Annotated in this window: 14 protein-coding genes; 5 read left to right on the top strand and 9 right to left on the bottom strand. The window is 73.7% G+C overall.

Features of this window, described 5'->3' with window-relative positions; translation table 11 throughout:
* Positions 1-11: 11 nt before the first annotated feature.
* The gene (locus VMI11_05895; protein ID HTY71942.1) at positions 12-2,183 is read right to left on the bottom strand and encodes an ATP-dependent DNA helicase RecG; all 2,172 of its coding nucleotides are present in this window, start codon (positions 2,181-2,183) and stop codon (positions 12-14) included.
* Between the two features lie 16 nt (positions 2,184-2,199).
* Positions 2,200-3,831 carry a DAK2 domain-containing protein gene (locus VMI11_05890; protein HTY71941.1) on the bottom strand — a complete coding sequence of 544 codons (1,632 nt, stop codon included), beginning with the start codon at positions 3,829-3,831 and terminating at the stop codon, positions 2,200-2,202.
* A gap of 261 nt (positions 3,832-4,092) precedes the next feature.
* Here VMI11_05890 and rpmB point away from each other — a divergent pair, with 261 nt between their 5' ends.
* Positions 4,093-4,278, top strand: coding sequence for a 50S ribosomal protein L28 (rpmB, locus tag VMI11_05885; GenBank protein HTY71940.1), 186 nt, complete (start codon positions 4,093-4,095; stop codon positions 4,276-4,278).
* Between the two features lie 17 nt (positions 4,279-4,295).
* Here rpmB and VMI11_05880 read toward each other — a convergent pair whose 3' ends face one another.
* The gene (locus VMI11_05880; protein HTY71939.1) at positions 4,296-5,264 is read right to left on the bottom strand and encodes a thiamine-phosphate kinase; all 969 of its coding nucleotides are present in this window, start codon (positions 5,262-5,264) and stop codon (positions 4,296-4,298) included.
* 77 nt (positions 5,265-5,341) lie between these two features.
* On the opposite strand from VMI11_05880, the gene VMI11_05875 reads away from it, so the two are divergent.
* The gene (locus VMI11_05875) at positions 5,342-5,578 is read left to right on the top strand and encodes an Lrp/AsnC ligand binding domain-containing protein (GenBank protein HTY71938.1); all 237 of its coding nucleotides are present in this window, start codon (positions 5,342-5,344) and stop codon (positions 5,576-5,578) included.
* A complete protein-coding gene (locus VMI11_05870; protein HTY71937.1) occupies positions 5,557-6,018 on the top strand; it encodes a DUF3515 family protein in 462 nt (153 codons plus the stop codon). The genes VMI11_05875 and VMI11_05870 overlap by 22 nt, the downstream gene beginning before the upstream one ends.
* Positions 6,019-6,021: 3 nt before the next feature.
* On the opposite strand, the gene VMI11_05865 is transcribed toward VMI11_05870, so the two are convergent.
* Positions 6,022-7,137, bottom strand: coding sequence for a D-alanine--D-alanine ligase family protein (locus VMI11_05865; GenBank protein ID HTY71936.1), 1,116 nt, complete (start codon positions 7,135-7,137; stop codon positions 6,022-6,024).
* A gap of 24 nt (positions 7,138-7,161) precedes the next feature.
* Here VMI11_05865 and VMI11_05860 point away from each other — a divergent pair, with 24 nt between their 5' ends.
* Positions 7,162-8,271: a PLP-dependent transferase gene (locus VMI11_05860; protein HTY71935.1), complete on the top strand. Its 1,110-nt coding sequence runs from the start codon at positions 7,162-7,164 to the stop codon at positions 8,269-8,271.
* Between the two features lie 4 nt (positions 8,272-8,275).
* Here VMI11_05860 and VMI11_05855 read toward each other — a convergent pair whose 3' ends face one another.
* Both VMI11_05855 and VMI11_05850 read right to left on the bottom strand, forming a co-directional pair.
* Positions 8,276-9,280: an NAD(P)H-dependent glycerol-3-phosphate dehydrogenase gene (locus VMI11_05855; GenBank protein ID HTY71934.1), complete on the bottom strand. Its 1,005-nt coding sequence runs from the start codon at positions 9,278-9,280 to the stop codon at positions 8,276-8,278.
* Complete coding sequence (locus VMI11_05850) at positions 9,277-10,041, bottom strand: lysophospholipid acyltransferase family protein (protein HTY71933.1); 765 nt, start codon at positions 10,039-10,041, stop codon at positions 9,277-9,279. Before VMI11_05850 ends, VMI11_05855 begins: the two co-directional genes overlap by 4 nt.
* Before the next feature lie 114 nt (positions 10,042-10,155).
* Between VMI11_05850 and cofC the strand changes: the two genes are divergently transcribed.
* On the top strand, positions 10,156-10,800 hold the full coding sequence (cofC, locus tag VMI11_05845; GenBank protein ID HTY71932.1) for a 2-phospho-L-lactate guanylyltransferase: 645 nt from the start codon (positions 10,156-10,158) through the stop codon (positions 10,798-10,800).
* A gap of 50 nt (positions 10,801-10,850) precedes the next feature.
* Here the strand turns inward: cofC and VMI11_05840 are convergent, their stop codons facing one another.
* From VMI11_05840 to leuC, 3 genes are all read right to left on the bottom strand, one after another.
* Positions 10,851-11,363 carry an HU family DNA-binding protein gene (locus VMI11_05840; protein ID HTY71931.1) on the bottom strand — a complete coding sequence of 171 codons (513 nt, stop codon included), beginning with the start codon at positions 11,361-11,363 and terminating at the stop codon, positions 10,851-10,853.
* Between the two features lie 140 nt (positions 11,364-11,503).
* Positions 11,504-12,097 carry a 3-isopropylmalate dehydratase small subunit gene (gene leuD / locus VMI11_05835; GenBank protein ID HTY71930.1) on the bottom strand — a complete coding sequence of 198 codons (594 nt, stop codon included), beginning with the start codon at positions 12,095-12,097 and terminating at the stop codon, positions 11,504-11,506.
* A 49-nt stretch (positions 12,098-12,146) separates the two neighbouring features.
* A complete protein-coding gene (leuC, locus tag VMI11_05830; protein ID HTY71929.1) occupies positions 12,147-13,547 on the bottom strand; it encodes a 3-isopropylmalate dehydratase large subunit in 1,401 nt (466 codons plus the stop codon).
* Positions 13,548-13,549: the final 2 nt, after the last annotated feature.

Below are 13,549 nucleotides of genomic sequence, written 5' to 3'. Positions count from 1 at the left end.
GTCGACCGAGCTCAGGACCGGTCAAGGAACTCGCTGCGCTCCTCGGCCTCGGTCCTCGCGACCGCCCGCCGCAGCCCGGGGCGGTCGGCGAGGTCGGGGTCGGCGTCGACGACCTCCCGGGCGGCCGACCGCGCGTCCTCGATGACGTCGACGTCGTCGAGGACCGACAGCAGCAGCGAGCGGCGACGGCCGGACTGGGCCGCCCCCAGCAGGTCGCCCTCGCGACGCTGGCGCAGGTCCACCTCGGAGAGGGCGAAGCCGTCCAGCGTCCCCGCCACGGCGTCGAGGCGGTCCCGGACCGGCCCCCCCTCGTAGTCGGTCACGAGCAGGCACAACGAGGGGTGCTCGCCGCGCCCGATCCGGCCGCGCAGCTGGTGCAGCTGGCTGACCCCGAAGGCCTCGGCGTCGACCACCACCATGACGGAGGCGTTGGGGACGTCCACGCCGACCTCGACGACCGTGGTCGCCACGAGCACGTCGACCACCCCGGCCCCGAAGCGGCGCATGACGTCCTCCTTGGCCTCCGGCGGCAGCTGGCCGTGCAGCACCTCGAGGCGCAGACCGGCCAATGGCCCTGCCGACAGCTGCGCCGCCAGGTCCTCGACGGCCGTCGGCGGCCGTCGACCGCCGCCGCGCTCGCGGTCGGGGGAGTCGTCGGCGGAGCTGATCCTGGGGCACACCACGTAGGCCTGCCGTCCGGCGGCCACCTCCTCGCGGATCCGCTCCCACACGCGGCGCATGAACCGCTCGTCGCCCGCGGGGACCACGAAGGTCTCGATCCCCGCCCTCCCCTGCGGCAGCTCGGTGAGGGTGGACGTCTCGAGGTCGCCGAACACGGTCATCGCGACGGTGCGCGGGATGGGAGTGGCGGTCATGACCAAGACGTGCGGCGCGCGGCCCTGAGCGCCGCGAGTGGCCAGGACCGCGCGCTGTTCGACCCCGAAGCGATGCTGCTCGTCGACGACCACGAGGCCGAGGTCGAAGAACTGGACGTGCTCCTCGAGCAAGGCGTGCGTCCCGATGACGATGCCGGCGTCCCCGGACGCGACCTCGAGCAGGGCCTGCCGGCGGGCCGCGCTGCCCATCGAGCCGGTGAGCACGGCGATCCGAGTCGCGTTCTCGGCACCGCCGAGCATCCCGCGCTGCGCGAGCGGGCCGAGCAGGTCGGCGACCGATCGGGCGTGCTGCTGGGCGAGGACCTCGGTGGGGGCGAGCAGCACCGCCTGCCCGCCCGCGTCGACCACCGCCAGCATGGCGCGCACCGCGACCACGGTCTTGCCGGAGCCGACCTCCCCCTGCAGCAGGCGGTGCATCGGGTGCTCCTCAGCGAGCTCGCGCAGCAGCAGGTCGCCGACCTCCCGCTGCCCCTTCGTGAGCTCGAAGGGCAGGCGGGCGTCGAAGGCGTCGAGCAGCCCGCCCGGCCTGGGCCGACGCGACGTCGCGGGCAGGCCGCGGGCGCTGCTTCGCCGCCGGGCCAGGATCACCTGCAGGACGTAGGCCTCCTCGAAGCGGAAGCGGCGCCGGGCCCGCGCGGCGTCTGCCTCCGCGTGGGGACGGTGCACCAGCCGGAACGCCTCCCCCAGCGGCGGGAAGCCGTGCGTGCGGAGGAGGTCCTCGCCCAGCGGGTCCTCGAGCGGCCCCAGCTGGTCGAGGACGGCCTGCACCGCCTTTCCGATCGCGTCCGAGCCGATCGCGGACACCGCCGGGTAGACCGGCGTGATCCCGCCGTCCACGTCGTCGGCCTGGGTGAGGATCTTCGGGTGCAGCAACTGGATGCTGCGGTGGCCGCGATAGAGGCGCTCGACCACCTTGCCCTCGAAGTACGCGTGCTGACCCGCCTGGAACTCCTTGTCGAGCCGGAACGCCTGGTTGAAGAAGACCAGCTCGAGGGTGTCCACCCCGTCGGTCACGACGACCCGCTGCAGGGTCCGCGACCGACGGCCGCGATGCGCGTCGCCGAGCCTCCGACTGGTCGCCGACACGACCTCGGCCTCGACGGCCGCGACCTCACCGACGGCCAGCTCGCGGATCGGGGTGAGCTCGCCCCTGACCTGGTAGCGGCGCGGGTAGTGGCGCAGCAGGTCCTCGACGTCGTGCAGGCCGAGGCCGGCCGCGAGCGCCTTCGCGGTGCGTGCGTCGAGGACCTCCCGCAGTGGCATGTCCAGGCCCACCGGGGCGGTCATCGACACGCGCAGGTCCTCATTCGACGCCCACCAGAAGCAGGTAGAGCGGCTGACCACCCTCGACGACGGTGACATCGACCTCGGGATGCCGGGCGGCGAGGTAGCCCTGCAGCCGGGACCCGAGCGAGGCCTCCGCCTCCTCCCCCAGGACGAGGGTGACCAGCTCCCCGCCCGGGCCGAGCAGCCGGTCCAGCACGTCCTGGGCCACCAGGGCCACCGCCTCCTCTCGCTCCGTCGCGTCGGCGGCGGGCCGAACCTCGCCGATGTCGCCGCCGAGCAGGCCGAGGACGTCTCCGGGTCGGCACACCCCCGCCATGGTGAGCGCCTCGCGCGTCGAGACCGTCACCCCGCCGTGGCGGGTCGCCCTCGCCGCGGCGGTCATCGCCACGACGTCCTCGCCGAAGGCGCGTCCCGGGTCGTGCACGGCGAGCGCCGAGAGCACCTGGACGGCCGCGGTGGTCGGGACGACGGCCACGCGGATGCCGTCCGCCCGCGCCTCGACCGCGGCCGCCTCGGCGACCGGCAGGAGGTCGCGGTGGTGCGGCAGCAGGATGACGTCGGCCGCTCCGGTACGGCGTACCGCCTCGAGCATCTCCGCGCTGGAGGGGCGCCGCCCGGGCGGCGCGGGGACGACCACGGCGCCGGCCCGCTCCAGCAGCGACGTCATGCCGGGACCGGCGGAGATCGCCACGACGCGATGGCCGCCCGCCGGGCGCACCGCGGCCCGGGCTCGCTGGTCGCCGAAGTGCGTGACGGCGATCCGGTACGGCCGTCCGGCCCGGATGCCCGCCTCGACGGCGGCGCCAACGTCGTCGACATGGATGTGGACGTTCCACAGCCCCTCGCCGCCGACGACCAGCAGGGAGTCGCCGAGGCCGGCCAGCTGCTCGCGCAGCGCCTCCACCGCGTCGTCGTCGGCCTCCAGCAGGTACATGACCTCGAACGCCGGCCCGCCCTCGGGCAGCAGGTCATGGGCGGGCCGGGGCAGCGCGGGGGGGCGGGCCTCCTCGCGGGCGCTCACCGGCGGCGGGGCGACGCCGGAGACGGTCTCGAGGAGGCTGTCCAGCAGCACGACCAGGCCCCTGGCGCCGGAGTCGACGACGCCGGCGGCCCGCAGCAGCTCCATCTGCTCCGGTGTGCGGGCCAGTGCCTCGTGCGCCTCCCGGACCGCCTCCGCCAGTACCCGCAGGGGGTCGTCGGCCTGGACCGACTCTGCCGCCTTGGCGACGGCGGCCGCGACGGACAGCACCGTGCCCTCGACCGGGGCGGCGACGGCCGCCCACGCCGCGTCCGATGCCCTTCGCAGGGCGCGGCGCACCGCCTCGACGGCCGGGCCGCCTTCGCTGAGTCCCTCCACGGCACCGCGCAGCAGCTGGGACACGATCACGCCGGAGCTGCCGCGGGCACCGAGGAGGGCCCCGCGGACGGCCGCCCGCAGGGCCTCCGCGGCATCGACCGTCTCGGCCCCCTCCGGGAGGGCGGCGAGCACGGCCTCCGCCGTCAGGTAGAGGTTGGTCCCGGTGTCCCGATCGGGGACCGGGTAGACGTTGAGGGAGTCGATCTCGGCGCGGGTCCGGCCCAAGGCGGCGAGGGCAGCCTCAGCTGCGCGGCGGACGTCGGCGGCCCGGAAGGGCAACACCGAGGTCATCGCGTCGCCTCCTCCGCTGATCGTCCGGCGCCTGGTCATCCGCTCACCGGCGTGCGCACCGCTCGCGCAGCCCATCCCCGAGCATGCACCTGGTGGCGGCGACAGGTGGGGCGGAGGGTAGCGGTCCGACGCGTTGGACCGTCCCGACGCCGCTCGGGTATCCTGCGAGACCGGCCGAAGGTCCGGCCTGGGCGGCCCGGCGAGACTCGACGCGATCGCGCGGGACCCATCCCCACCACCGACGACTGGGAGTTGTGCACCGTGGCTGCCACCTGCGAGATCTGCGGCAAGGGGCCGAGCTTCGGCAACAGCATCTCCCACTCGCACCGGCGCACCCGGCGGCGCTGGAACCCCAACATCCAGTCCCTGCGCGTGCGGGTGGGCGGCACGCCGAAGCGGATCTCGGTGTGCACGTCGTGCATCAAGGCCGGCAAGGTCACCCGCTGACGCACTGACCGGGCCGCTCACCGGAAGTGGGCGTGCCCCCGTTCGCCCGTCCACGCGGCCCCCGCGACGAGGACCTCGCCGGGCTCACCCGTCGCCAGGACACGGCCGACCGGCGCGTAACCCTCGGGCAGCTGCTCGTCCACCGGGAAGCACGCGACGAGGGCGTGGTCGTCGCCCCCGGTGAGCACCCATGCCAACGGGTCGATCCCCAGGGCCGCACCGGCGTCGCGCAGCGGCTGGGCGATCTCGAGGCGACCCGGGTCCACGTCGACGCAGACCCCGGAGGCCTCGGCGACGTGCCCGAGGTCGGCCAGGAGGCCGTCGCTCACGTCGCACATCGCGTGCGCGCCCGCGAGGGCGGCGCGCGGACCGGCGGCGTAGGGCGGCAGCGGACGCCGGTGCGCCTCCACCAGGGCGCGCGGCATCCGAAACCCCCGCTGCAGCACGGCGAGGCCGCCGGCGGCCCAGCCGAGGCGGCCGGCGACGGCCACGACGTCGCCGGGGCGGGCACCGGCCCGGGTCACCGGGGTGCGGCCCACGAGGTCCCCGAGGGCGGTCACGCTGACCACCACCGTGTCCGCGCCCACCACGTCGCCGCCGACGATGCTCGCCCCGACGAGGTCGCACTCGGCCGCCATCCCCTCCGCGAGCTCAAGCACCCAAGCCGCCTCGAGCGAGCCGGGGACCGCCAGGCCGACGACCAACGCGGTCGCCTCGGCGCCCATCGCCGCGACGTCGGCCAGCCCCTGAGCGGCCGCCCGGTGGCCGACGTCTCCCGCCGAGGAGAAGTCGCGACGGAAGTGGCGCCCCTCGACGAGGACGTCGGTCGTCACCACCACCCGCCCGTCAGGGACGGCGACCACGGCCGCGTCGTCCCCCGGACCGAGCAGCACGGAGGGTCCCTGGCGCAGGTGCGCGGTCACCTGGGTGATCAGGCCGAACTCGCCGACCCCCGCGACGCTGGGAACTTCGGGGCGCGCATCCACCGATTCGTCCTTTCCGGGGGAGGCGGTAGGTTGCAGTGCACACACGCGACCCGTCCGCCACACCCCTGGGAGGTGCCATGAGCGTGCAGGCGTACATCCTGATCCAGACCGAGGTCGGCAAGGCGGCGAGCGTGGCCCGCGAGATCGCCGACATCCCCGGGGTCACCCTCGCGGAGGACGTGACCGGACCCTATGACGTCATCGTCCGCGCCGAAGCCGAGAGCGTCGATGAGCTCGGGAAGCTGGTCGTGGCCAAGGTGCAGGGGGTCGACGGCATCACCAGGACGCTGACCTGCCCCGTCGTCCACCTCTGAGCACCCAAGCGGCCGCAGCCCTGCTGGCTGCGCTGGCCCTCGGCGGTTGCGCGGGCCCGGGACGGGTGGCGGTCGCCCCGCCGTCGCCGGGTCCCACCCCGGCAGCGGCCTGCGCCGACCTGGCCACCCACCTCCCGGACCGGGTGCACGCGCTCTCCCGCCGGGAGGTGACGCCGCCCTCGCCGCTCACCGCGGCCTGGGGAGACCCGCCGATCGTGCTTCGGTGCGGTGTGCCGAGACCGGCGGCGCTTCGGGCCGACAGCACGGTGCTGAGCGTGAACGGGGTGGACTGGTTCGCCCAGAACCTCACGCGCGGCACGCGCTTCACGACGACGGGGCGGGTCGCCTACGTGCAGGTCGACGTGCCGGAGGACTACACCTCACCGACGGACGCGCTCGCCGATCTCACCGAGGCGGTGAGGGCCGTCCCGGTCGGCTGAGCCTCAGCGCAGACCGGTCGGACGCGCCATCGCGGCGCGCAGGAGCCGGTCGACGAGCTCGGGGTAGGCGACCCCGCTGGCCGCCCACATCCGGGGGAACATCGACACCGGCGTGAAGCCCGGCATGGTGTTCACCTCGTTGACGAGCACCTCCCCGGAAGCGGTCACGAAGAAGTCCACCCGGGCCAGCCCCTCGCAGCCGAGCGCCGTGAAGGCGTCACGGGCCAGCCCGCGGATGCGCTCGCTGACCGGCTCGGGAAGGTCGGCGGGTACGTCGAACTCGGTGGCGTCGCTGAGGTACTTCGCCGCGAAGTCGTAGAAGGGCTGCCCGCCGACCACCCGGATCTCCGCGCAGACGCTGACGTCCACGGCCCCGGACTCCTCCTGCAGCACCCCGCACTCCACCTCGCGCCCGAGGATCCCTTCCTCGAGGAGGACCTTCGGGTCGTGCTCGCGCGCCGCGGCGATCGCCTGGTCCAGCTGCGACCAGTCGGTCACCTTCGTGATGCCCACGCTCGACCCGGCCCGGGCGGGCTTGACGTACACCGGCAGCGCGAGCCGTTCCCGCGCCTCGGACAGCGCCAGCTCGGCGGCGTCCTTCGTGGCGGGGCGCGGAGCCGGGACGACGACGTACGGGCCGACCGGCAGTCCCGCGCCGGCCAGCAGGACCTTCATCACGGCCTTGTCCATGGCGGCGGCGGAGGCGAGCACTCCGGATCCGACGTAGGGCACTCCCGCCAGCTCGAGCAGGCCCTGCAGCGTGCCGTCCTCGCCGTAGGGGCCGTGCAGCAGCGGGAAGACCACGTCGACCGCGCCGAGGATCCGCGGGGTCTCCCCCGGTTCGCCCACCACGAGGTCCCGGGCGGTGGGGTCGCCGGCCAGCACCACACCGGAGCCGCCGGCGTCGACCTCGGGCAGCGTCGACCCGTGGATCGCGAGGGAGTCGGGATCGTCGGCCGCCAGCACCCAGCGGCCTTCGCGGGTGATGCCGACCGGGACGACCTCCCAGACCTCGCGATCGATCGCTCGCAGCACGCTGCCGGCGCTCACGCACGAGATGGCGTGCTCGCTGCTGCGGCCGCCGAAGACGACCGCCACCCGCCGCTTGCCGGAGCCCACGCGAACGGACCCTATCCTTCGCCGGTGGACCTCTCCCCCGCGACGCTCGCGGTGACCGCGGGCCGGCCGCCCGCCGCGCCGGGTGCGCCGGTGAACGCGCCCGTGACCTTGTCCTCCACCTTCCACGCCGAGGGCGAGCTGTCCTACGCGCGAGCGGGCAACCCGACCTGGACGGCCTTCGAGGAGGCGCTGGGAGCCCTCGAGGGCGGGCGGGCGGTCGCCTTCGCCAGCGGGATCGCGGCGATCGTGGCGGCGCTGGAGACCGTCGGTCCGTCGGCGGTGGTGCTCGCGCCCTCCCTCGCCTACTCGGGGACGGTCGGGCTGCTGCGCCAGCTGGACGCCTCGGGCCGGCTCCGTGTGCGCTGGTACGACCCGTCGGACCTCACGGGCCTGCTTCGCGGGGTGCCCGGGACCGACCTGGTGTGGCTGGAGTCGGTGACCAACCCGCTGCTGGACGTGGCCGACGTACCGGCCGTGGGCGCGGCCGCCCGGGCGGCGGGGGCCCTGGTGGCCGTTGACGCCACCCTGGTGACCCCGCTGGTCCAGCGACCGCTCGACCTGGGTGCCGACCTGGTCGTGCACAGCGCCACGAAGTACATCGCCGGACACTCCGACCTGCTGCTCGGTGCGACGGTGACCCGCGACGAGGAGCTCGCGCAGCGGCTGTCGGCCGCCCGCCACGACCGCGGCGCGATCCCGGGACCGTTCGAGACCTGGCTGGCCCTGCGCGGGCTGCGCACCCTCGCGGTGCGGCTCGACCGCTCCTCGGCCAACGCCGTCGAGCTGGCGCACCGCCTCGCCGGGCACCCCGCGGTCGAGCGCGTACGCCACCCCGGCCTGGCCGGACATCTCGGCCACGACGTCGCCTTACGGGACTGGCACGGCACGGTCTCGCTGGTGGGCGTGGAGGTGGCCGGAGGGGCCGTGGTGGCCGAACGGGTCGCGTCAAGCACCCGGCTGTGGGTGCACGCCACCAGCCTCGGGGGGGTGGAGTCGACACTCGAGCGCCGCCGGCGATGGGCCGCGGAGCCGACGGGCGTACCGGAGGCCTTGATCCGGCTCTCCGTCGGCATCGAGGACGTCGAGGATCTCTGGGCCGACCTGGACACGGCGCTGCGTAGGGCTGCCGGCTGAGGGCTCAGGTGCGGATCTCTGGGCGGGGCACCCGCGACATCAGCCGCTCGACGATCGTGGAGGTGGCCGCGCCGTTCCACACCACCTCGACGACCTGCTCGCCGATGGGCATGTCCACGCTCGCCCCCTGGGCCAGCTCGAGGATCGGGCGGCAGGACTTGACCGCCTCGCACGTCTGCTTCGAGACCGCGATGGTCTCCTCGACCGACAGCCCTCGGCCGAGGTGCTCCCCGAACGTCCGGTTGCGCGACAACGGCGACTGGCAGGTCGCGATGAGGTCGCCGACCCCGGCCAGCCCCAGGAAGGTCATCGGGTTGGCGCCGAGGGCGACGCCCAGCCGGGTCATCTCCGCGAGCCCGCGAGTCATGAGCGAGGCCTGGGCGTTCTCACCGAAGCCCATCCCCGAAGCCATCCCGTTGGCGAGGGCGATGACGTTCTTGACCGCCCCGCCGATCTCCACCCCGATCACGTCGGTATTGGTGTAGGGACGAAAGTACGAGGTGGCGCACGCCTGCTGGAGGCGGCGGGCGTTGGTCTCGCTCAGGCAGGCTGCCACCGTCGCGGCCGGCTGGCGCTCCGCGATCTCCCTGGCCAGGTTGGGCCCGGACACCACGGCCACCCGCTCGGCGGGCACTCCGGCGGTCTGGGCGACGACCTCGCTCATGCGAAGCTTCGAGCCGAGCTCGATGCCCTTGGCGAGGCTGACCAGGAGGCAGTCCCAGGTGAGCCGGTGGCGCCATTCGGCCAGGTTCTCGCGCACCACCTGCGCCGGCAGCGCGAGCACCACGATCTCGGCCTGGCCGAGCGCCTCGTCGACGTCGAGCGTGGCGCGGATGCTCTCCGGCAGGCTGATCCCCGGGTGATAGGTGGGGTTCTCGTGCCTGGTGTTGATGGACTCGGCAACGTCGGGGTCCTTGCCCCAGACCACGACCTCGTTGCCCGCATCGGTCAGCACCTGGGAGAACGCCGTCCCCCAAGAGCCGCTGCCCATGACCGCGACGCGGCTCATCCGGCCACGTCCGGGTCGTAGCGGACACCGGCGTCCCCCGTCTCCGGCAGCCCGGTCCGGTGCCGGTCGACCGGGGAGACCGGCGGCCGCTCGCCACGCAGCTCGGCGACCCCCGCGGTGAGGGCCGCGGTGATCCGATCGGTGGCGATGCGCAGCACCTCCACGGTGGGCTCCCGGTCGGCCAGGTCGGAGAGGTCGACCGGTTCTCCGACCAGGGCGCGGATCGTCTTGCGGTGGAACACGCCGATGTGCACGCGCTTGGCGTAGGGCGGCAGGATCTGCTGGGCCCCCCAGTGGGCGAGCGGGATCACGGGGCACCCGGTGGCCAGGGCGATCCGGGCCGCCCCCGTCTTGCCCGTCATGGGCCACAGTGCAGGGTCTCTGGTGAGGGTGCCCTCGGGATAGACGACGACGGCTTCCCCTCGCCGAACCGCGGCAACGGCGTCGCGCATCGCGGTCGCCGCCTCGGCCGACTGCCGGTAGACGGGAATCTGGTCGGCACCGCGCAGCACGCGCCCGACGAAGGGGACATCGAAGATCGACGCCTTGGCGAGAAAGCGCGGCGCTCTGCCCGCGTCCCACAGGACGCGCGAGACCACGATCGGGTCGTAGTAGGAGATGTGGTTGGGCGCGACGACGATGCCGCCCTCGGCGGGCAGCCGTTCGAGATGCAGCCACTCCCTGCGGCTCACCGCGGTCGACAGCGGCTTGAGGACCGCCACGGCCAGGCGGAACCAGAAACCGAGCCGGGCCTGTGCCACGCGCTTCCTCCTCGTCTCGCTCGTCCCGCCCGTCTCGCGACACGGTGCGGGTCATCCAATCCCGCGGCCCCGTCCCGTGTCGAGGCGCGGTGCACGCACTGGCAGGATCGCACGGTGCGGTGGGTGGTCGTCGTGCCGGTCAAACGGCTCATCCACGCGAAGTCCCGGCTGGGTGCGGGGACCCGACGCCGCGAGCTGGCGCTCGCGTTCCTGAGGGACACGGTCGCGGCCGCACTGGCCTGCGACACCGTGGGCGCGGTCGGGGTCGTCACCGGCGATCCGGACGTGGCAACGACGCTGGCAGGCGACGGCGCCATTCCGATCGACGACGCCCCGGAGGCCGGCATCAACCCAGCGCTTCGACACGCGGCGTCCCTGCTCGCCGAGTCCCACCGCGGGTTCGCGGTCGCCGCCCTGGCCGGCGACCTGCCAGCCCTTCGCACCGGGGAGCTCGCCGATGCCCTCGCCGAGGCGTCGGGTCACCGCCGGGCGTTCGTGTGCGACACCTCGGGGACGGGCACGACGCTGGTGACCGCCGGCCCGGGGTCGACCCTCGACCCGCGGTTCGGGCCCCGGTCGCGGGCGGCCCACCGGGCCTCAGGTGCGGTCGAGCTCGACGGGGGCTGGCCGAGCCTGCGACGAGACGTGGACACGGTCGTGGATCTCGCGGACGCCCGACGGCTCGGCGTCGGCGAAGCGACCGCGAACGTGCTGCGCGCCATCGACCACGCAGAGGAAGCGCAGGGCACGGGCCCATGATGCTGACGAGGCCCCGAGCCGTGCTCGGGGCCTCGTCAGCGTCGCTGGTGTCAGGCCTTCTTGGCGGGGGCCTTCTTTGCCGGCGCCTTCTTGGCCGCGGGGGCCTTCTTGGCGGGCGCCTTCTTGGCCGCGGGGGCCTTCTTGGCCGGCGCCTTCTTCGCGGCCGCCGGCGCCTTCTTGGCGGCGGCCTTGGTCGCCGATGCGGCGCGGGTCGTGGCCTTCTTGGCCGGGGCGGCGGCCTTCGACGCAGCGGAGGCGGCCTTGGCCGGCGCCTCCTTGGCGAACTTCTTGGCGCCGGAGACGTAGGCCTTCAGCTCGGCGCCCGGCTTGAACCGGGGGGCGAAAGACTTCTTCACCTTGACCACAGCACCGGTGCGCGGGTTGCGCGCGGTACGGGCCGCCCGCTCGACCTTCTCGAAGGCGCCGAAACCGGTGATGACGACGCGCTCGCCGGCGGCCACCGCGCGGGTGATCGTGTCGACGACTCCGTCCACGGCCTCCTGTGCGGCCTTACGTCCGCCGAGCTTGTCGGCGAGACTGTCGATCAGATCGCTCTTGTTCACAACGTCCCCTTCGAGGAGTTCGAGTCGTCGAGCCCCTCGCTCGACTCGGCAACGGACGTTAGACGCATCGCGGGCCGGTAGCAATGACCAAGAGCACACGAAGTCTGTTGTGTCGCAAGCATTTCTGGCTTGTGAACGGCTCAGACCCCTTGCGTGGTCGGCAGGAAGGCCGGTCGGCGGCCCTCGAAGGCGTCGATCGCGTCGGCCGCCTGCAAGGTGATACCGATGTCGTCGAGGCCCTCGAGCAGCCGCCAACGGGTGTAGTCGTCGACGTCGAAAGCACTGACCAGGTCACCGGCGCGGACCTCTCGCGCCTGCAGGTCGACGGTGACCGGGAGGGACGGCTCCGCCTCGACCAGGTCCCACAGCCGCTCCACCGCCGGCTGGGGAAGGACAGCGGTGAGCAGACCGTTCTTGCCCGAGTTTCCCCGGAAGATGTCCGCGAAGCGTGGGGAGAGGACGACGCGGAAGCCGTAGTCGGACAGCGCCCACACCGCGTGCTCGCGCGACGATCCGGTCCCGAAGTTGGGTCCGGCGATGAGGATCGAGGCGCCCGCGTAGGCGGGATCGTTGAGGACGAAGGCCGGGTCCTGCCGCCAGGCCGCGAACAACGCGTCCTCGAATCCGTGACGGGTGATGCGCTTGAGGTAGACCGCCGGGATGATCTGGTCGGTGTCGACGTCGCTGCGACGCAGCGGCAACGCCGTGCCGGTGTGCTGGGTGAAGGCTTCCATCGTCCGCCTCGTCTTCCGTCTCGTCTTCCGTCTCGTGTTGTCCGTGTCCTCAGCTCAGGTCGGCAGGCGAGGCCAGCCGGCCGACCACGGCGGTCGCCGCGGCCACCTGTGGCGACACGAGATGGGTCCGCCCGCCCTTGCCCTGGCGCCCCTCGAAGTTGCGGTTCGACGTCGACGCGCTCCGCTCACCGGGGGCGAGCTGGTCGGGGTTCATGCCAAGACACATCGAGCACCCCGCCTGCCGCCACTCGGCCCCAGCCGCGGTGAAGACCCGGTCCAGGCCCTCCGCCTCGGCCGCCAGGCGGACCCGCACCGAGCCCGGGACGACGAGCATCCGCACCCCGGCGGCGACGTGCCGCCCGCGGAGCACCTCGGCGGCCGAGCGCAGGTCCTCGAGACGGCCGTTGGTGCACGACCCGAGGAACACGGTGTCGACCGCGATGTCACGCATCTTCGTGCCCGGCGTGAGGTCCATGTAGGCGAGGGCACGCTCGGCGGCAGCGCGCGCCCCCGGGTCGTGGAACTCATCGGGCGCGGGCACGCTGCCGGACAGGGGGACCCCCTGGCCTGGGTTGGTACCCCAGGTGACGAACGGCGAGAGCTCCTCGGCGTCGATGACGACCTCGGTGTCGAAGTCGGCGTCCGCGTCGGTCGCGAGGCTGCGCCAGTACGACAGCGCCGCGTCCCAGTCCTCCCCGTGCGGCGCATGCGGGCGGCCCTCGAGGTAGGCGAAGGTCGTCTCGTCGGGCGCGATCATCCCGGCCCGTGCACCCGCCTCGATCGACATGTTGCAGATCGTCATCCGGGCCTCCATGGACAGGGCCCGGATGGCTTCGCCCCGATACTCGATGACGTGCCCCTGCCCGCCACCGGTGCCGATGCGAGCGATGACGGCCAGGATCAGGTCCTTGGCCGCGACCCCGAGCGGCAGTCGACCCCGGACGGTCACCGCCATGGTCTTGAACGGCTGCAGCGGCAGGGTCTGGGTGGCGAGGACGTGCTCGACCTCGCTGGTGCCGATCCCGAAGGCCAGGGCGCCGAAGGCACCGTGGGTCGAGGTGTGGCTGTCGCCGCAGACGACTGTCATCCCCGGCTGGGTCAGCCCGAGCTGCGGGCCGACCACATGAACGATGCCCTGCTCGGGACTGCCCAGCGAGTAGATCGGGACACCGAACTGCGCGCAGTTCGCCCGCAGGGCGTCCACCTGTGCCCGTGAGACCGGGTCCGCGATGGGCTGGTCGATGTCGACCGTGGGGACGTTGTGGTCCTCCGTCGCGAGCGTGAGGTCGGGGCGGCGGACCGGCCGACCCGCCGCGCGAAGGCCGTCGAAGGCCTGCGGGCTGGTCACCTCGTGCACGAGGTGGAGGTCGATGTAGAGCAGGTCGGGCTCGCCCTCCGCGTGCCGTACGACGTGTGCGTCCCATACCTTCTCGGCGAGCGTGCGTCCCATGG

Source organism: Actinomycetes bacterium (assembly GCA_035506535.1).
Taxonomy (GTDB): Bacteria; Actinomycetota; Actinomycetes; order DATJPE01; family DATJPE01; genus DATJPE01.
Note: the sequence above shows the minus strand (reverse complement) of the source record. Positions and strands in the feature narration are given on the sequence as shown.